We start from the raw sequence: 19,080 nt of genomic DNA on the forward strand, positions 1-19,080 counted from the left end.
GATCCAATCGCCCTGTTGACGAGGTGTGTGCTTGATTAGGGTCTTAGTGGTCGACGATCACGATCTGGTACGAACCGGTATCACCCGCATGCTGGCCGACATCGATGGCCTGCAGGTGGTGGGTGAGGGGGACTCGGGCGAGTCCGCGCTCAAGCTGGCCCGTGAGCTGAAACCGGACGTGGTGCTGATGGACGTGAAAATGCCCGGCATCGGCGGCCTGGAGGCCACCCGCAAATTGCTGCGCAGCCACCCGGACATCAAGGTAGTGGCCGTGACCGTGTGCGAGGAAGACCCGTTCCCCACGCGTCTGTTACAGGCCGGTGCGGCCGGTTACCTGACCAAAGGCGCAGGCCATTGACGAAATGGTCCAGGCCATCCGCCTGGCGTTTGCCGGCCAGCGCTACATCAGCCCGCAAATCGCCCAGCAGCTGGCGCTGAAACCGTTCCAGCCGCAGGGGTCACCGTTCGACACGTTGTCGGAGCGGGAAATCCAGATTGCCCTGATGATTGTCGGCTGCCAAAAAGTGCAGATCATCTCTGACAAGTTGTGCCTCTCGCCCAAGACCGTCAATACTTACCGTTATCGGATCTTTGAAAAACTCTCGGTCACCAGCGACGTCGAACTGACCTTGCTGGCCGTTCGCCACGGTATGGTCGACGCAAGCCTGTAAAACCTCATGTCCCAAGCTTTTGATGCCAGCGCATTCCTGGCGACCTGCAGTGGTCGCCCGGGCGTTTACCGAATGTTCGACGCCGAAGCCCGGCTGCTTTACGTGGGCAAGGCCAAGAACCTCAAAAAACGCCTGGCCAGCTATTTCCGCAAAACCGGCCTGGCGCCCAAGACCGCCGCGCTGGTAGCCCGTATCGCCCAGGTTGAAACCACCATCACCGCCAACGAAACCGAGGCGTTGCTGCTGGAGCAGAACCTGATCAAGGAATGGCGGCCGCCGTATAACATCCTGCTGCGCGACGACAAATCCTACCCCTACGTGTTCCTGTCCGACGGCGAGTTCCCGCGGTTGGGGATTCACCGTGGGGCGAAGAAGGCCAAGGGCCGCTACTTTGGCCCATACCCCAGCGCCGGGGCCATCCGCGAAAGCCTCAGCCTGCTGCAAAAGGCCTTTTCGGTGCGCCAGTGCGAAGACAGCTATTACGCCAACCGCACCCGGCCTTGCCTGCAGTACCAGATCAAACGCTGCAAAGGGCCCTGCACCGACCTGGTCACCGCCGAGGAATACGCCGACGACGTGCGCCATTCGGTGATGTTCCTTGAAGGCCGTAGCCAGCAATTGGGCAACGAGCTGAATGCCGAGATGGAGAAGGCCGCCATGGCCCTCAATTTCGAAAAAGCCGCCGAGCTGCGCGACCAGATTGCCCTGTTGCGCCGCGTGCAGGACCAGCAGTACATCGAGGGCGGCAGCGGCGACGTCGATGTCATCGCCGCCTTCGTAAACCCGGGTGGTGCCTGCGTGCACCTGATCAGCGTGCGCGGTGGCCGGGTGCTGGGTAGCAAGAACTTCTTCCCGCAGGTGGGCATCGAGGAGGAGGTGGCCGAGGTCATGGCCGCATTCCTCTCCCAGTACTACCTGGGCAACGCAGAGCGCGAACTGCCCGGCGAGCTGATCGTCAACGTTGTTCACGAAGACTTCGACGCCATCACCGAAGCACTGCACACGCTGCGGGGCCGTGAGCTGACCATCAGCCACCGGGTACGCGGCACGCGCGCTCGCTGGCAGCAGCTGGCAGTGACCAATGCCGAGCAGGCGCTCAATGCTCGCCTGGCCAACCGCCAGCACATGGCTGCACGCTTCGAGGCCTTGGCCGAAGTACTGGGCCTGGACGAAGTGCCGCAGCGCCTGGAGTGCTACGACATCAGCCATTCCAGTGGCGAAGCTACCGTGGCCAGCTGTGTGGTATTCGGCCCAGAAGGCGCGCTGAAGTCCGACTATCGCCGCTTCAACATCGAAGGCGTCACGGCTGGCGATGACTACGCCGCCATGCACCAGGCCCTGACCCGCCGTTACGGGCGCATCAAGGACGGTGAGGGCAAGCTGCCCGACGTGTTGCTGGTGGACGGCGGCAAGGGGCAGCTGAACATGGCTCGCGATGTGATGCAGGAACTGGGCTTCACCGACCTGACCTTGCTCGGTGTAGCCAAGGGCGTAACCCGCAAGGCCGGTTTCGAAACCCTGTACCTGAACGACGTGCATCACGAGTTCACGCTGAAAGGTGATTCACCGGCCCTGCACCTGATCCAGCAAATCCGCGACGAAGCCCACCGTTTCGCCATTACCGGCCACCGCGCTCGCCGCGGCAAGGCCCGCCGGGTGTCCAGCCTGGAGGATGTAGCCGGTGTAGGGCCCAAGCGCCGGCGCGACCTGCTGAAACATTTCGGCGGCCTGCAGGAGCTCAACCGCGCCAGTGTCGATGAAATCGCCAAAGCCCCCGGCATCAGTAAAAAGCTTGCCGAGTCGATTTATGCCAGCCTGCATAGCGAGTAGAATGCCGGGCTCAACTTGCAGCCAGTCGTACCGATGAATATTCCAAACCTGCTCACCGTTCTACGCGTCCTGCTCATTCCGTGCTTCATTCTGCTGTTCTACATGCCCTATCACTGGAGCTACATGGCAGCCAGCAGCGTGTTTGCCGTTGCCGCCGCCACCGACTGGCTGGACGGCTACCTGGCGCGTCGCCTGCAGCAGAGCACGCCGTTCGGTGCCTTCCTCGACCCGGTGGCCGACAAGCTGATGGTGGCGGTGGCGTTGGTGCTGCTGGTACAGACCCACGCCAACTTCTGGCTGACCCTGCCGGCGGCGGTCATCATTGGCCGCGAAATCGTGGTGTCGGCACTGCGCGAGTGGATGGCCGAGCTGGGTGCGCGGGCGCATGTGGCGGTATCCAACCTTGGCAAGTGGAAGACCGCGGCGCAGATGCTGGCGCTGGTGATCCTGCTGGCCAACCCGCCAGCGGTAACGTTCTGGGTGATTCTGGGCTACGGGCTGCTGCTGGTGGCGGCGGGGCTGACGCTGTGGTCGATGGTGCACTACCTGCTGGCTGCCTGGCCGCACCTGCGCGAAGGCTCCGAGCAGAAATAAACTTTTTTTGAATCAAGGGGTTGACGCTGTTTTAGAAATCGCTAGAATGGCACCCATCACGACGCGGGAATAGCTCAGTTGGTAGAGCACGACCTTGCCAAGGTCGGGGTCGCGAGTTCGAGTCTCGTTTCCCGCTCCAAATAAAGATCTACAGGTTTCGCTCGAAGTCTGTAAGTCGTCGAAAAAAGGCCCTTCGCAGACTGTGTGAAAACCTAGCATTCTGCCCGGCCCTTTAAGAGAATGCTCCGTATCGGAAGATACGGAGCATTTTTCGTTATGGCCTACATACAAGGAGAGTCTCGCAGCCAGACCAGTCTGTTCCCGGTCTCGCTGGAGGAGCTGATCCCGGAAGATCACCTCGTACGGGTCATTGACCTGTATGTCGCCAGGCTCGACCTGGGCCAGCTCGGCTTCGAAAAAGCGCAATCCAAGGCCATAGGGCGCCCCGCCTACGACCCCGCCGATCAGCTCAAGCTCTACCTCTATGGCTATTTTCAGCGCATCCGTTCCTCGCGGCGTTTGGAAGCCGAGTGCCAGCGCAACATCGAGGTGATGTGGCTGATCAACCGGCTCAAACCTGACTTCAAGACCATCGCTGACTTTCGCAAGAACAACAAAGCCGCTTTCGTTGCGACGTGCCGGGCGTTTGTACAGTTCTGCCGAACCGCCGGTTTGATTGCTGGTGACTTGGTTGCCATCGACGGCAGCAAGTTTCAGGCGGTCGCTTCCCCCCGGCGCCATTTGAACCTGAGTCAACTCAAGCGTCAGGATGAGAAACTGGACAAGCGGATCGCCCAATATCTGGCTGATCTGGATGCCGCTGACAAGTCTGAGGGCGAGCAAGTGGTCGATCGCACTGCGATCAAAGCGGCCTTGGCGAAGCTTGAGGCCAAGCAGCAAGACAACCGCACTTGCCAGGCCTTGATGAAATCAATGGGGCTGGAGCAATTCAACACGCACGAAAGCGATGCCCGCATGATGCGCACTCCCAAAGGAGCGCGGGTTGCCTATAACGTGCAGACCGCCGTTGACGCAGAACACTGCCTGATTTTGCATCACGAGGTGACGCAAGAGGGCGATGATCGCAAGCAGCTTGAACCCATGGCTAAAGCGGCCAAGGCTGAGCTGAAACAGAAAGCGCTGACCGTTACAGCTGATATGGGTTACTCGAATGGCCAGCAGTTCCAGGCATGTGAGGAAGCCTCCATTACCGCGTACGTTCCGCCAAACCGAACCTCGAACCCAGGCGGTGAGGCATTATTCGAGCGCAAGGACTTTACCTACGACGCCGAACAGGATCGGTACCAGTGCCCGGCAGGGCAGTGGCTAACGCTGAAGCAGCGTCACAAGGGCGACCGGATCTACCAGGCGGCGATCAGTGATTGCGCCGGGTGCACGCTGAAATCCCAATGCACGACGGCCAAGCGCCGCTATGTCTCGCGCCACGCTCAAGAGGAAGCCTTTGAGCGTATGGCGCAGCGGATGCAGATGCATCCAGAGATGATGGAACGGCGCAGATCCATCGTGGAGCACCCGTTTGGCAATCTCAAACAATGGCTGTTTGGCAACGGGCGCTTCCTGCTGCGACAACTCGCAGGCACAAGAGCTGAAATGGCTCTCGCTGTGACCGCTTACAACCTCAAGCGGGCGATTAGTGTCCTGGGTGCCAAGCAAATCATGCAACTGATGGGCTGAAGGGCCTTTTTCAGCACAAAAACAAACGCCCCGAACAAGTCGGGGCGTTTGGTATAGGGCCTACCAGTGCGTTTTCACACAGTCTGTTCGGGGCCTTTTTTCGTTCCGGCGCATTCTGCCTCAGTCCCCCTCTCAGCCCGACATCGACGTGCCAGCAGCCAACCCCCGGCCGGTGCCCTGGGTATGCCGGTAGACCAACACCACTGCACCCCAGAAACCCCTCACGGTCTTCGAACTCACGTTTCTGACGGACGCAACGGCGGCCTGTTTGACAGGCGTTAGCGCCATCCATTGGCGATGGCCATCAGCTTCTCATCAAGATTGTTCGGCGGATCTTCATCATAGTAGCTGGGAATGTATTCCGGGTGATTGTGATGGTGGTAGCTGATGTGGGAGCCGGCGAAAAACCGGACTCAGCTGTAACCCTGAGGCATTGGTGTGCCGTTGTTAAGTCTGGTGAGCAGGTTCTTCGTATTCGCAATGGTTGCGACATTTTGTGCCTCGCGCATCGCGAGCATTCGGCCCCATTGTGCCTGGCGCCTGGGTGGCAGGGCTTGTTGGTTGTACGTCCCGGGTTGCAAGTGCTCAGTGGAAGTGCCTGGGTGCTCCCGTTGTCGCAAATGAGCCTCTTCAAATTGCAGTTTTTTATCGATCAGGGGGACGTGTCTGGGGTGCGGCCTGCCCGCAGCGAGCCCTGGGGCGTACTGAGCGAAGGCCTTGGTCAGGGGGGCGCGGACCCGGGGCTGGAGTCCTGGTATCTCAGCCTTGCGTTGCAGGGTGGTGTGGCCTATCGAGCTTTCGCCTGTCATTTACGCAGTAGTGAGAGTTATCAACTGCTCGGTTTTTTGTTGGAGCAAGGCTCGGGTAGGGAAAAGCTCCAGGACCTTGCTGGTCGATATGGCGTATCGGTCTCGCACTTTCGAAGGCTTTGCCGTCAAGCGCTGGGTGGTGCAGCCAAGTCCGAGTTGCGTGGGTGGCGTACGGCCCGTGCGCTTCTGAGCATGGTTGAAGGTGCTGCTTCGCTCACCGACGTTGCCTTGGAGTTTGGTTATGCCTCTTCCTCGCATTTTTCCAAAGAGATTCGAGAGCTGGTCGGGGTTGCGCCGAGTAGTTTGATCGATATAACCCGCCTTTCGAGCGAATGAACTCATGATGGTTAAAACTATGTGCCCGCGCGCGTTCATGCTAGCGCTTTGTTGTATGTTGCCGGCGGCTTTATCGGTTGCCTCCGTACATGCAAAAGAGGGCTATGTGGCTCGTCAAGAAGGCCTGCGTACGTTCTTCGACGCATTGTCAGCGTCTTTGGACAAGCCGGTCATTCTCAGCAAAGCAGCTGCTCGCCGCACCATCAGTGGCGATTTTTCAATGGTCGCACCGCAGCAGACTTTGGAGCGTGTTGTTCGGCAAATGGGGCTGGTCTGGTACAGCGATGGTCAGACGTTGTACATCTATGAGGCGGCCGAGGCGAAAAGCGCCGTTATCTCGCTGAATACCATCACTGTCCATAAGCTGGATGCCTTCCTGCGCAGCTCCGGTTTGCGCGATACCCGATACCCTCTGCGGCACGATGGCTTGCGGACCTTCTACATTTCTGGCCCGCCGATCTATGTCGACTTGGTGGCACAGGCCGCGCAATTCATGGATAACCAAAGTGCCAGCTTGCAACTCGGACAGCAGCGCATTGGCGTTATCAATCTGCGCAATACCTTCGTTGCAGACCGCACGTACGAGTTGCGCGAGCAAAGCATCACGGTACCCGGCATTGCGACGGCTATCGAGACTCTGCTCAAGGGTGAAGGCCGTGGTGCCGACGCAGTGATCCACAAGGATGCTGAAGGGCATCCGGGTGGCATGCCGAGCTTCCCATTGGAGGAGCTGGGAGCCCACGAAGCCGCATCTGGCGACAACACATCGCGGCAGATCATCGCGCGCGATCTGGCTGCGGGCAATATCCGCGTAGTGGCCTACCCCGACACCAATAGCCTGTTGGTCAAGGGGCTCCCGGAACAGGTGCAGTTTATTGAGAATCTGGTAGCAGCGCTCGATGAACCAAAACGTCATGTCGAACTGTCCCTGTGGATCATCGATCTGCATAAAGACGATCTCAATGAGTTGGGAGTCGATTGGAGGGGGTCGTTCAAGGTCGGCTCGAAGGTGGCGGCATCGCTCAATGGCGGCTCGCTGAGCACACTGGATAGCGCTTCGTTCATGGCTGCGATTTCAGCGCTGGAAACCGACAACCGCGCACGGGTGGTTTCGCGGCCAGTCGTGCTGACTCAAGAAAACGTCCCAGCGATTTTCGACAATAACCGCACGTTTTATGCGCGACTGATTGGTGAGCGCAGTGTTCAACTTGAACACGTCACTTACGGCACCTTGGTCAGCGTCTTGCCACGGCTTTCACCCTCCGGAGAGGTCGAGATGGCACTCAACATCGAGGACGGCAGTGTGGTCGAGTCGGCCAGGGAGCAGTCCTCAGGGGCCGACACGCTGCCGACCGTTGGCCGAACGCGTATCAGTACTGTTGCTCGCGTGCCACAGGGTAAAAGCTTGCTGGTCGGAGGCTTCACCCGTGACGAGCGTGCAGAGGTGATCAAGCGTATCCCGCTGCTGGGGCATATTCCTTATCTGGGGAGGGTGTTCAGTTATCGGCAGACCCGTCAAGCCAACACGGTCCGGGTGTTCCTGATTCAACCTAGAGAGCTCGATAGCCCCTTGGAACCAGGCGCTATGCAGATTGGTTCGCAAGTGATCGGCAATGTGGCCCGTGATCCGGCCGAGCGCGCGGTGCTTCGCGTGCTGGAGCGCTGATATGGCAACTATTGGCCAAGTGCCATTGCGCATGCCGATGTTGCGCCCGCATCAGAGCAGCGAGCCCCAGCCCAAGGTCGCTGCAGCGCCTGACGACGACGCTACCCCGGCAGCCAGCGTCCAGCGCTTTGTTGAGGACAGCGATGAGATGGCGGCTGCTCTGCGTTCTCAGTTTCGCCGAAGAGGCGATTTCGGCAGCAAGTTCGAAGGCTTTGCGGAAAGCTTCGAGCGGGTCCTGGATGAAGATGTGGTTCCCAAGGCTCGGCAGATCCAGTCGCTGGCCAAACTCGCTGAGCGCAGCATCGAATGGATGCTGGCGCAGGCTCGGGGGCTGTTCCCCGATGACAGTGATCTGGTGCTGGTACTGCGCGAACTGTTGCGTGAAAAAGTGATGGCTGAAGCGACTCGCCAGCGTCTGGAGGCGTTACTGCAACAGGTGCTCGTTCAGTCGCCGCCCAAGCGTTTGAAGGCCGGTATCAATTCGGCCCTGAAAGCCAAGATGTTCGGCAAGGCGCTGGCGTTGCGAGCGGCCTTGCTGCGTGACACCTATCGTTCGTTTTTGGAGTTTGAAGGCGGTCCGGTCGAGTCTTATGAGGACTGGATAGCTATCTACGGCTACCGGCATCGAGGCTCGGTCCTGGAGTTCATCGAGGCTGCGTTACTGACCGACATCGATGCCCACGACCCCAGTTGTTCTCGTGACGAGTTTGGGCAGCTGTTAGGAAAACTGGGTGATATCAAGCGCCTGCGTTCGGTCGATGTCGTGTTCATCCGGGGAGTGCTCGCAGAGGAACAGGTTTGCCGGCATAACGCCAGCGAGCCGGACTGGCTGGTGTTCATGCTGGGGCTGCTTCAGTTTCCCGACGAGCTCGACCATTTGCTGTCAGGCCTGTTGGGGGAGCGACTGTTGCTAATCGCGCACCATGAGCGCGCCCAACTGCTGCAACTGTTGCGACTGAGCTGCCTGGCGTTGCCGCAGGAGCTGTTTGGCGATGACCAGGCACTAGAGCGGATCGCCGAGCAGTTCACGCGCCTGGCGGACCTGGTGTTTGCCCATGAAGCCATTGGGCGGCATGCCGCGTTGGTTGCTCGCTGCCCCTCCTAGTTTTCAAGGCCTGTACTTATCATGCTCGATAAATTCTTGCGCAGTATCATTTCTCGACCCGAGCTGCTGATCCTGACGCTCATGGTGATGATCATCGCCATGCTGATCATTCCATTGCCGACGCCGCTGGTGGATTTTCTGATCGGCCTGAACATCGTCATTGCGATCCTGGTATTCATGGGCTCGTTCTACATCGAACGGATCCTGAGTTTTTCCACCTTTCCCGCGCTGTTGTTGATCACCACATTGTTCCGGCTGGCGCTATCGATAAGTACCAGTCGGCTTATCCTGGTGCAGGCGGATGCGGGCGAGATCATCGCGTCTTTTGGTGAGTTTGTAATTGGCGACAGCCTGGTGGTGGGCTTCGTGATCTTCGCTATCGTCACCATCGTCCAGTTCATCGTCATTACCAAGGGGTCCGAGCGCGTAGCGGAAGTAGCTGCCCGGTTCTCCCTTGATGGCATGCCGGGCAAGCAAATGAGTATCGATGGCGACCTCAAGGCCGGTGTCATCGATGCCAAGGAGGCGCGTGAGCGGCGCAGTACGCTAGAGCGCGAAAGCCAGTTGTATGGATCCTTCGATGGCGCCATGAAGTTCATCAAGGGGGACGCGATCGCCGGGATCATCATCATTTTCGTCAACTTTCTCGGGGGGATCGCAATCGGTGTCGGGCAGCTGGGAATGGACATGTCCGAGGCGCTGTCGACCTACACATTGCTGACAATCGGTGACGGCCTTGTGGCGCAGATTCCCGCGCTGCTGATCGCCATCGGAGCGGGTTTCATCGTGACCCGGGTCAACGGAGACGAAGCCAACCTGGGGCGCAACATGATGACCCAACTGTTGGGGCATCCCTTTGTGCTGGGTATTACTGCCTTGCTCGCTGTCGGTGTGGGGATGCTGCCAGGGTTCCCGGCCGCGGTGTTTCTGATCATCGCCAGTGCATTGGTGGCCTTGCTGTTCTTTCGCCACCGGCTCGAGAAGAAAACCTCGGGTAACGCCCCCGTCACCCCTTTGGCGGCTGATGAGGGAGATGCCGAAAGTGAATTGGGCCTGATCGAGAACGTCGACAACATGGCCACCGAAACAGTCGCCTTGATGCTGCTGGTGCCGAGCGCCCGCGTCGAAGCACTGCGCGCTGCTCGGTTATGTGAGCGTTTTCGTAGTCAGTTCTTTATCGATTACGGCATCCGGATCCCCGAACCCCGATTGCGCGGTACTGACTCACTGCCGCCGGGGCAAGTCGCGGTATTGATCAACGAAGTGCGTGCAGACCAGTTCGATATCCACTTCGATCTGCTACGTGTTGTCGATTACAAGCCGGAGCTTGAGCATCTTGGTCTGGATCTGACCACGGGTGTCGACAGCAATATGCAAACCAGCGTATGGGTGCGCAGCACCGAGCGCGAAAAACTGCAGAACCTGGGGCATCAGTTGCGTCCGGCTTACGATGAATTCTATCGCTGCCTGGTGACCCTGCTGGCTCGCAATATTTCGGAGTTTTTCGGCGTGCAGGAAAGCAAGGTCCTGCTCGACGAGATGGAAGCCCGCTACCCCGACCTGGTCAAAGAAGTCTATCGCCACGCGTCGGTGCAGAAAGTCGCGGAGCTGCTGCAGCGCCTGGTCGCCGAGCGTATCTCCGTGCGCAACATGAAACTGATTCTTGAAACGCTTGCTCACTGGGCTTTGCGCGAGAAGGACGTGATTGCCTTGGTCGAGCACGTGCGCGGCGGCCTGGCGCGCTACATCAGCAACAAATTTGCCAACGGCAACGACCTGCGAGTGTTGCTGCTCTCGCCGGAGTTCGAGGACGTGGTGCGCAGGGGCATACGCCAGACCTCTACGGGCAGCTTCATCAACCTGGAGCCTTCGGCCAGCGAAGAGCTTATGGACCGGCTGGCAGTCGGGCTCGATAGCCTGCACATCCCTCAGAAAGACATGGTCATCCTGGCCTCGGTGGATGTGCGGCGCTACATCAAAAAACTGATTGAGGGCCGTTTTCGGGAGCTGGACGTGGTGTCGTTTGGTGAGATTTCCGACAGCATTTCAGTACAAGTGATCAAGACCCTTTAGGAGTGTGCTTTATGCAACCGCCAATGAGTCAGGCATCGCTGGAGCGCCGTGCTGCCCACCCGCTGCGTCTGAATGGTCCATTGCTTGAAGCGGCGCTGCACAATGTGGTTATCGGCGAAGTGTGCGAGGTGCGAAGCAACTGGCGTCACGCTGCGGTGAGCGCCCGAGCGCAAGTGATCGGCTTCAGCCCCGATGCGGTATTGCTCAGCTTGTTGGGTGATGCGCGAGGGTTGTCCCGTGAGTCGCTGATTGTACCGACTGGTGCTTTGCTCAGCCTGCATTGCAGCGCTGCCATGCTGGGTAGTGTGATCGACCCGCAGGGGCGGATAGTCGAACGTTTGGCTCCCGGCGATGCATTCGATGGTCGCGACTGTCCGGTGGATGCTGCTCCCCCAGCCTACAACCAGCGTCGTCCGGTGAGCCAGCCGATGGCCACCGGCGTACGGGCGATCGATGGCCTGCTCACGTGCGGCATAGGCCAACGTATCGGCATTTTTGCCGCCGCCGGATCAGGCAAGACTTCATTGATGAACATGCTGATCGCCCACAGCGAAGCGGATGTATTTGTTATCGGGCTGATCGGTGAGCGAGGGCGGGAGGTCACCGAATTTGTCGAGACGTTGCGTCATTCTGATAAATGCACGCGGTGCGTGGTGGTCTACGCGACCTCGGACTTCTCCTCGATTGACCGCTGCAACGCAGCGTTACAGGCAACGGCAATCGCTGAGTATTTCCGTGATCAAGGCCGGCAGGTGGTGCTGATGCTTGACTCCATGAGCCGTTACGCCCGCGCCCGCCGAGACCTCGCGCTGGCGGCGGGGGAGGCACCGGCGCGGCGCGGTTATCCCGCCTCGGTGTTCGATTCCCTGCCGCGTTTGCTGGAGCGTCCGGGCGTGACCGCCAACGGGAGCATTACTGCGTTCTACACCGTATTGACGGAAAGCGACGATGAAACTGACCCCATTGCCGAGGAGATTCGCTCCATCCTCGACGGGCATATCTACCTGAGTCGCAAGTTGGCCGCCAGCGGTCATTTTCCGGCAATCGATGTGCTCCGTAGCGCCAGCCGGGTCGCGCATCAGGTCACCGGCGCCGATGTTCAGCAACTGGCGGCCAGTACCCGCAAGGTGTTGGCTCGTCTCGAGGCGTTGCAGGTGTTGCTCGATTTGGGGGAATACCGACACGGTGAAAATGCCGCCAACGATCAGGCCATGGCCTGTCGCGATGCCTTGATGGCGTGGCTTTGTCAGGATTTGAAAGAGGGATGTGCACCTCAGGCCACGCTGGAGAGCCTGCATGGTCTCCTTGGCTAGTGTCCGGCGCCTGCAGGCGTTCAGCGATCGTCGGCAGGATGAGTGTGAACGAGGGCTTGATAAGGCCGTGCGCGCACTGGCTCCACTTGAGCGTGAGTTGCAGCAGATCGAACAGCAGTCACTTGGGCTCAGTGAGCTCTTGATAAGTCAGCGTCCCCAGAACCAGCGGTTGAGCCATGCGCAGTTGCTGGCGCTGTTGCGGCGTCAGGCTGTCATTCGGCGGCAGATCGGTAACTTGGCCTTGGAACGCATCCGCGTGGTGGAGCAGCACCAGGAGGTGGCTCAAGAGGTCGAGCGCTTGCAAGGGCGTCGCAAGGCGCTGCAGAGGAAGCATTTGAAGTACCGGAGTCTGGAGCAACGTTTGCTGGGCGAGCGTCGTTCACGTCGGTTGCGCGAGGAAGAAAATGACATCGATGAACTGTTGGTGATTTGGAAATGAGCATAGTGAGACTTCCTGCTGCGCAACTCCGTCCGGTAAGGGATCTTTTGGCCAGCGAGGAGCCCGGCCATAAAGACCAATCGCGAGTCTCTGACGACCGTGATGCACTGGACGAATTGCCCCAGGGTGCGCTGATGTTGTTGGCGCAATTGCAACCATTGCGCGAGCTCCCGCTGCAGTTATCGCTGCCAGCGCTGCGCTCGGGGGCGGGCACTGAGTCCACATTGGGTAAGGTATCGGAGGCTCAGCCGATGCATCTACCCATGAAGCAGCCTTGCGTGCCTTCATCGCCGGCCCTGGTTAATGCTCGGTTGCCGCTGACGGACCGCTTGCCGGTCACTGCGCAGGTGCTTGTTCAGGCGCCCATTGCCAGTGCCCTCGCCAGTCTCGATCAGGCTGCCGCCGATGCGCCGGCGGAGCAGAAAGCGCCATTGTCGTCTACCCGCTTACCGCTCGCCATGCCGGCGCACGTGCCTGATCAGACGGCTGTTGCCAGTGCGCCTTTGGCTTCCGGTCAACCTGTAGGCGATAGGCTGATAAAACAGGAAACTCCTCAAGCATTACCGGCGCAGCCATTGCCAGTGCTGGCAAAGTCATCGTATCTGAACCAGCCCACGCGTGTGGCGGTGCCTGCCAAAGCGACCGCTGGAGCGAACTCGGCGCCTGAAGCCAGCATTGTCAGGGAGGCGAAGAACTACCTCCAGGTGCCCTTCAGCAAAGGTGATGCTGTTGGTCTGATTACGGTCAGCAAGGCAGGCGCCGAACGCCCCGAGCAGTTGCTGCTCAATCCAAGCAGTGCCTTGGTTTTCAGCTATTTGAGCGACAACCTGGCGCAGGCGCCGGATGCGCGCTGGCGTTTGACTGACCAGCAGGGGCATGAATTCCGTCAGGGGCGAGAGCCGGAACGACCGGATGAGGAGGTCGAAGAGCCGAGCCGTCAAGCGCTTCGGGAAAGAAGAGAGCGGGGAGAGCATCAGACGTGACATCCACTCTGTTCTTGCGCTGCGTTGCGCTACGTGATTCTGAGCGGCGCCAGGCGGTGGCCCGCTGGCAGCGTGAGGGGCACCCTGTGCGGTTGAGCCACCTGTCGCCAGAGACACGTTATATAGCCTTCCGGGCACAAGGTTGCCACGGTACCTGGCAAGGCATGATCGGGGCTCGCGAGTGGATGCAAGCGGTGGCGCCGCAATGGTCGCAATGGCTGCATCAGGAAGGCGCGGGTCAGGAGATTCTGGAGCTGTTCGCGGCGATAAGCCGGCCCATCGAAATCGCGCCTGACCTGCTGGACTACCAGCGCCTGTTCGAGTTCACGCTCATTCAGGGAGAGGCGCTGCAAGGGGCTCGTCTGCCCTGTATTGCAACGGCCCAGAGCGACTTGTGGGTCATGGAAGGGCCGAGCCAGCGCAAGGAGCCGTCGCGCTCACTACAGGCTTGGGTGCAGGCAGTGCCGCAGGTTCTGCGAATCGTGCTCGGCAACAGCGAACTGGCTCGATTGCCCTCTCGGCAACTGGCGAGGGGCGATGTGCTGGTCATCGCCCAGCAAACCCGACAACTCTTCATGGCCGATCGGTGTATCGGCCAGTTCACCTTCGTCAAGCAAGGGCTGCATATGAAACTCTCTCCCCCGGATACCCCGTCGCCGAGCGCTCCCTGCATGCTCTCTGAGCTGCCGGTGAAACTTGAATTCGTGCTGGGCGAACTCACCCTGAGCATGGCTACGCTCAACGAGTTCATCGAGCGCCAGGTTCTGCCCCTGGAGGCTACGGCCGCGAGCAACGTCGAAGTTCGTGTCGGTGGCAAGTGTATCGCTGTAGGTGAGCTGGTTCAGTTTGGCGATCGCCTGGGTGTCGAACTGCGTGAGGTGGGTCGGGGCATCGGTAATGAATGACATTTCAATGATTGGGCTGTTGGCAGTGGCTTCATTGCTGCCATTCCTGATCGCTGCGGGCACCTGCTACATCAAGTTCTCGATTGTCTTCGTTATCGTGCGTAATGCTCTGGGCCTGCAGCAGGTGCCATCGAACATGACCCTCAACGCCGTTGCGCTGCTGCTGGCGATGTTCGTCATGAGCCCCGTGGTGCAGCAGGGCTATGACTATTACAAGGAAAATCGTGTGGAATTTACCCGCATCGATGCGGTGGTCGACTTCCTCGATAACGGTCTGGGCGGTTATCGCGAATATCTGGCCAGGTACACCGACCCGGACCTGGCACAGTTCTTCGAGCGGGCACAGATCGCGCGCGAGGACCCGAGGGCCGTCAACAGCGAGTTCGATGAAAGGCTGGAGCCGTCGTTGTTCGCGTTGCTGCCTGCCTATGCACTGAGCGAAATCAAAGCCGCCTTCAAGATCGGTTTCTACTTGTATCTGCCTTTCGTCATCGTCGATCTGGTGGTTTCCAGTATCTTGCTTGCCCTGGGCATGATGATGATGAGCCCGGTGATCATCTCGGTACCTATCAAGCTGGTGCTGTTCGTTGCGCTGGATGGCTGGTCGCTGCTTTCTACCGGACTGGTTGGACAATACCTGTCCCTGGCTCAATGAGACGCCGCGATGAATGACCTGGTGTTTGCCGGTAACCAAACCTTGTACCTGATATTGATCCTCGTGGCCTGGCCGATCATCGTCGCTACGTTGGTGGGATTGCTGATCGGTCTGTTTCAGACCGTGACCCAGCTTCAGGAGCAAACCTTGCCCTTCGGCTTCAAGCTGCTGGCGGTGTCGATCTGTCTGTTTCTGCTTTCTGGCTGGTACGGCGAGACGCTGCTGGGCTTCAGCCGGGAAGTCATGCGTCTGGCCCTGAAGTGAATCTGGATGAACGTAAGCCTTTTTTTTGACCTGCATGGCTGGCTGGCCGGTGCGGTGATTTGCTTCGCTCGCCTGGCACCGGTGTTTTTCATGTTGCCGTTTCTCAACAGCCGCGTGCTTACCGGAGCACCACGAAACGCCGTGATTGTGCTGGTTGGCATGGCGCTCTGGCCTTATACCGCCGGTACGCTGCCCCGTCTGGACTCGCTTGGCTTCTACGGGTTGTTGTTGCGGGAGGCCGGAGTGGGCGTGATTCTCGGCTGCCTGTTGTCCTGGCCGTTCTGGTTGTTGCACGCCATGGGCAACCTGATCGATAACCAGCGCGGAGCGATGCTCAGTAGCACAGTCGATCCGGCCAACGGCGACGACACCTCGGAGCTGGCCAATTTTCTCCAGCTGTTCGCGGCAGTGATCTACCTGGAGGGTGGGGGCATGAGGTTGCTGGTGGAAACCCTGAGCCGCAGCTACCAACTCTGCTCGCCGGTATCCGGATGCGAACTGCAGATCCAGCCGTTGCTCGGGCTGCTCGATCCGTTGATCAGCAAAACGCTGATCATCAGTGCACCGGTGGTGGCGACCTTGTTGCTCACCGAGGCGCTGCTCGGCCTACTGGCGCGTTTTGCGCCGCAAATGAACGCGTTTTCAGTGTCGCTCACTGTAAAGGGAGCCATCGCGTTACTGGTGTTGATTCAGTATCTGGGTGTTCACCTGCCGGACGAAATACTGCGCATGGCCATCAAGCCGGATCAGCTTGCCCAGTGGTTCGTACTGCCAGAGGCCCACTGATATGTCCAGCGCCTCGAAAACCGAAAAACCCACCGCCAAGAAGCGTCGCGACGCGGCGAAAAAGGGCCAGACCTTCAAGGCCAAGGATCTCTCCAGTTCCTGCCTGATGCTGTGCGCGATTATCTATCTGACGAGCAACGGTAGCTTGCTGGAGGTAATGGAGGTTTATCGACGCATAATCGCCTCGGGTTTCGCGGCAGATCAGCAGCGTTATGCTGCAGAGCTGGGGGTGCTGTTGCTCCAGGTCGTCGCCCCGCTGATCGTCGTGTGCTTTCTCGCCAGCGCCTTGCCCACGTTGTTGCAGACAGGCCTGGCCATTGCCAGCGAGGCCCTGAAGCTGAACTTCGGAGCACTCAACCCGGTAAACGGTTTCAAAAAGCTGTTCAGTCTCAGAACACTGAAGGATGCCGTTAAAGCCCTGTTGTATCTGGGTAGTTTCGTGCTCGCATTATGGAGCCTCGCGTGTCCGGGTTTCCCTGGCTCTATGGCATTTTCTTGTTAGGCATTCTGGCTGCGGTAGCGTACTGGGTCGTGCTGTATCGGAAGCCGAAAGAGATCGAACATGCCCCGCCGAACTGAAGCGCTGCGCGCGATCCTGCAGCAGCCGCTGGACTATCTGCATCCGCAGCGGGGTGTTGTGCCAGCGCTGTTTGGCGAGCCGGCAACCCGGGCGTTGCTCAACCAATCGTTACTAAGGAGGTTGGAACTCAGTGGTCCCGATCCGCAGCAACTCAAGCGCAATCCATGGACTGATTGCTGGATCGCGAATTGGCAGCAGTTGCCCGTAGTCTCCCGTCTAATGGGGGCGCACCTGATGTGGCCGCGGCTGGCTCGCGGGGCGCGGATACGTGAGCTCAGTGCGCCGACAAGAGCCTTCGCCCGTATCGATCTGGGCAATCGGCCAATGGTCGCGGTCAGCGAAGCGGATGGGCTTGAGCAGTCGCTCAGTGCCCTGGGGCTAGCTGCCTTGGCAGCTTGGCATCAACACATCCCGGAGGCGCTCATGCAGCGTCTGTTCTTGCAGTTCTCACCACCCGTTGTCGAGCTCCAGCAAACGTTGCCGCTACTGGCGCCGAATCCATCACTTTTTATCTTGGCGGTACAACATGCTCGAATCCATCAGAACGCTTGTTGATATTCCGTCGACGGATGCCCTCCTGATGAGGCATGAAGAGCGGACGGCTGCGCGCAATCGCCGGCTGTTGATGCAGCAAGCCCGCGAGCGTGCCAGGTCCTGTATGGAAGAGGCGCAACAAGAGGCTGACATTGTCCGTGCGAACGCCTTTCAGGAAGGTTATTCCCAGGGGGTGCTACAAGCTGCTGCTGACCTGAGCGGGCTTCTGCTGCGGTCGCGGCTAATGGCGAGCGCGCTGCAAGCTGAACTGGCACAGGCCGCCCGGTCATTGCTGGGGGATTTGCTGATGGATGAACGACTGCTCGATGCGCTGCTGGAGCGCTGGCAGGATGGCTGGACAGGTCAAGGCCAGGAGCCGCTGCAGGTTATCCTGCCGCTGCGATGCAAAGCCCAACAGCTGGCGCTTAAAAACAAGTTGACGGGCTTGGGAGTCGAGCGTGTGGATATCCGTTTCCATGCCCAGGAACGCTACTTGTTTCGCCTGGCGGATCAAGTTGTCGAACTCGACATCGGCGCCACCCAGGAGCGCCTGTCGCTGCGCCTGATCGCCCAACTCAAGCAGTTACCGGAGAGCGTGCGCGAGCTGGATGAAGCGTCGATGCGCGTTCTCGTCAGTTGGGCTGCCGACCTGAACAAAGGGGGCGATGTCCCTAACCCTGTTTCTGAATCGGAGAACAGTGATGAACATTGACAGCTATTCGCTCGCGGGTCCCGCCCACGCCTTGCCCCGAGGCACAGAGGCGATTGTACCCCTGGACCAGCGCATAGGGCTTCAGGGCGGGGAAACCCGTTCTGATCCGGATCCTGAGTTTGCGCAGTTCTACGATGAGTTCATGAAGTGGATAGCGTCCACGGCACCCTCGCCGGGCAGCATTCAGGGTTACTTGAAACAATACGCGAATGCCGGTGGCGAGCTGCCCTATAAAACGACGCAGAAGCAAATGGATGCGTTGACGCAGGTGATGGTGCGGCTGAAAGAGCAGGGCTTGGAAGACAGTGAGACTTATAAGGAGATAAAAGCTGCACTGGTGTCGGTTTCATCCGCGAATATGTTCGTTAACCAATTTATGCAGGAAGTGTTTCAACCATCTGAGGACGAAGACAGTCGCGAAAATATCAGTTGGTAGTTGTCTGTTGATGTTTTTAGTGGGTGGGGTGCTGTCTAGGTTATTTTTGTGCAGGTCACGTAAGCCATGCCGCTGGCTCTTGCTGGCCAAGGGGCATTCCGCCGAATCTATGTGATCGTACTGCGCCCGCCTATCGAATCTAGCGGTGATCCTGTTGCGCAGCATGACGCACAAAATTAAGCCGGGCGTGCTGTGGTTATTTGATAAGTCCAAGTATGGTCAGTGAGATGTCATTTGCAAGGTAAATGACATCCTCAGATTTCGAGGGACTTCATGAGGGGGCTCATGTCATTTTATTATGCTGAAAAAATAATATCGGAATTTAGCTCTATGCAAGGGTTGGCGCTAAGTCTTACTACTGGGGCTGTGTGTTTTCAACAGGCGAATGGAGAAAAATGGGGTGTTGAAGTTGCAGATGATGGAAGTCACTTATTGTTGCATCACAATTTTTCCGGGTTAAGAGTGGGTGATTCCGCGTGGATGAATAAATTACTGGAATTAAACGCAGATTATTCATTTATGCAGGGGGCGTGGTTTGGCCTGCATCAGGCGACTCAGTCATGCAGAATATTTAAGGTCCTTCAGATTGATTCCTTGACCGCGAATTTAATGTGCGAGCATTTAAGGGGATTCATTCATCTGGCAAGTGTCATAAAAAAAGATTTTTCAGTGGGCCTTGGTTGAGTAATTGAGA

The 19,080-nt window shown here is 58.7% G+C and carries 18 protein-coding genes, 1 tRNA gene and 2 pseudogenes; all 21 read left to right on the forward strand.

Annotated features, from left to right (window positions below; genetic code table 11):
* Positions 1-31: 31 nt before the first annotated feature.
* A pseudogene (gene gacA / locus PP4_RS08445) lies at positions 32-671 on the forward strand (response regulator transcription factor GacA).
* A 6-nt stretch (positions 672-677) separates the two neighbouring features.
* Entirely contained in the window at positions 678-2,501 is a 1,824-nt protein-coding gene (gene uvrC, locus PP4_RS08450; RefSeq protein WP_041167660.1) for an excinuclease ABC subunit UvrC, read from the forward strand.
* Positions 2,502-2,534: 33 nt separating this feature from the next.
* Complete coding sequence (pgsA, locus tag PP4_RS08455; protein ID WP_016498771.1) at positions 2,535-3,095, forward strand: CDP-diacylglycerol--glycerol-3-phosphate 3-phosphatidyltransferase; 561 nt, start codon at positions 2,535-2,537, stop codon at positions 3,093-3,095.
* A 63-nt stretch (positions 3,096-3,158) separates the two neighbouring features.
* Positions 3,159-3,234: transfer RNA gene (locus PP4_RS08460), tRNA-Gly, on the forward strand.
* 137 nt (positions 3,235-3,371) lie between these two features.
* The gene (locus tag PP4_RS08465; RefSeq protein ID WP_016498256.1) at positions 3,372-4,790 is read left to right on the forward strand and encodes an IS1182 family transposase; all 1,419 of its coding nucleotides are present in this window, start codon (positions 3,372-3,374) and stop codon (positions 4,788-4,790) included.
* 620 nt (positions 4,791-5,410) lie between these two features.
* On the forward strand, positions 5,411-5,935 hold the full coding sequence (locus tag PP4_RS08470; RefSeq protein ID WP_080642770.1) for a helix-turn-helix domain-containing protein: 525 nt from the start codon (positions 5,411-5,413) through the stop codon (positions 5,933-5,935).
* 106 nt (positions 5,936-6,041) lie between these two features.
* Positions 6,042-7,601 carry a type III secretion system outer membrane ring subunit SctC gene (gene sctC / locus PP4_RS08475; RefSeq protein ID WP_016498773.1) on the forward strand — a complete coding sequence of 520 codons (1,560 nt, stop codon included), beginning with the start codon at positions 6,042-6,044 and terminating at the stop codon, positions 7,599-7,601.
* 1 nt (position 7,602) lies between these two features.
* Complete coding sequence (sctW, locus tag PP4_RS08480) at positions 7,603-8,706, forward strand: type III secretion system gatekeeper subunit SctW (protein ID WP_016498774.1); 1,104 nt, start codon at positions 7,603-7,605, stop codon at positions 8,704-8,706.
* A 21-nt stretch (positions 8,707-8,727) separates the two neighbouring features.
* Positions 8,728-10,779: an EscV/YscV/HrcV family type III secretion system export apparatus protein gene (locus PP4_RS08485; RefSeq protein ID WP_016498775.1), complete on the forward strand. Its 2,052-nt coding sequence runs from the start codon at positions 8,728-8,730 to the stop codon at positions 10,777-10,779.
* Positions 10,780-10,790: 11 nt separating this feature from the next.
* Complete coding sequence (gene sctN / locus PP4_RS08490; protein WP_016498776.1) at positions 10,791-12,092, forward strand: type III secretion system ATPase SctN; 1,302 nt, start codon at positions 10,791-10,793, stop codon at positions 12,090-12,092.
* Positions 12,076-12,531 (forward strand): hypothetical protein, encoded by a 456-nt coding sequence (locus tag PP4_RS08495; protein WP_016498777.1) that lies wholly within the window; start codon positions 12,076-12,078, stop codon positions 12,529-12,531. Before sctN ends, PP4_RS08495 begins: the two co-directional genes overlap by 17 nt.
* Complete coding sequence (locus PP4_RS08500; RefSeq protein WP_016498778.1) at positions 12,528-13,514, forward strand: SpaN/EivJ family type III secretion system needle length determinant; 987 nt, start codon at positions 12,528-12,530, stop codon at positions 13,512-13,514. Before PP4_RS08495 ends, PP4_RS08500 begins: the two co-directional genes overlap by 4 nt.
* A complete protein-coding gene (locus PP4_RS08505) occupies positions 13,511-14,419 on the forward strand; it encodes a FliM/FliN family flagellar motor switch protein (RefSeq protein ID WP_016498779.1) in 909 nt (302 codons plus the stop codon). The genes PP4_RS08500 and PP4_RS08505 overlap by 4 nt, the downstream gene beginning before the upstream one ends.
* Entirely contained in the window at positions 14,412-15,074 is a 663-nt protein-coding gene (locus PP4_RS08510; RefSeq protein ID WP_041167661.1) for an EscR/YscR/HrcR family type III secretion system export apparatus protein, read from the forward strand. Before PP4_RS08505 ends, PP4_RS08510 begins: the two co-directional genes overlap by 8 nt.
* A 9-nt stretch (positions 15,075-15,083) precedes the next feature.
* Complete coding sequence (locus PP4_RS08515; protein WP_016498781.1) at positions 15,084-15,338, forward strand: EscS/YscS/HrcS family type III secretion system export apparatus protein; 255 nt, start codon at positions 15,084-15,086, stop codon at positions 15,336-15,338.
* A gap of 6 nt (positions 15,339-15,344) precedes the next feature.
* Positions 15,345-16,124, forward strand: coding sequence for a type III secretion system export apparatus subunit SctT (gene sctT, locus PP4_RS08520; RefSeq protein ID WP_016498782.1), 780 nt, complete (start codon positions 15,345-15,347; stop codon positions 16,122-16,124).
* Position 16,125: 1 nt separating this feature from the next.
* A pseudogene (locus PP4_RS08525) lies at positions 16,126-16,578 on the forward strand (EscU/YscU/HrcU family type III secretion system export apparatus switch protein); the annotation flags it as partial.
* Between the two features lie 108 nt (positions 16,579-16,686).
* Positions 16,687-17,259 (forward strand): hypothetical protein, encoded by a 573-nt coding sequence (locus PP4_RS08530; protein ID WP_016498784.1) that lies wholly within the window; start codon positions 16,687-16,689, stop codon positions 17,257-17,259.
* The gene (locus PP4_RS08535; RefSeq protein ID WP_167332717.1) at positions 17,231-17,950 is read left to right on the forward strand and encodes an oxygen-regulated invasion protein OrgB; all 720 of its coding nucleotides are present in this window, start codon (positions 17,231-17,233) and stop codon (positions 17,948-17,950) included. The genes PP4_RS08530 and PP4_RS08535 overlap by 29 nt, the downstream gene beginning before the upstream one ends.
* A complete protein-coding gene (locus PP4_RS08540) occupies positions 17,940-18,386 on the forward strand; it encodes a hypothetical protein (protein ID WP_016498786.1) in 447 nt (148 codons plus the stop codon). The genes PP4_RS08535 and PP4_RS08540 overlap by 11 nt, the downstream gene beginning before the upstream one ends.
* A gap of 285 nt (positions 18,387-18,671) precedes the next feature.
* Positions 18,672-19,070, forward strand: a complete 399-nt coding sequence (locus tag PP4_RS27825; protein ID WP_016498787.1) for a type III secretion system chaperone — start codon at positions 18,672-18,674, stop codon at positions 19,068-19,070.
* Positions 19,071-19,080 lie beyond the last annotated feature (10 nt).

It is taken from the genome of Pseudomonas putida NBRC 14164 (genome assembly GCF_000412675.1).
Classification (GTDB): Bacteria; Pseudomonadota; Gammaproteobacteria; order Pseudomonadales; family Pseudomonadaceae; genus Aquipseudomonas; species Aquipseudomonas putida.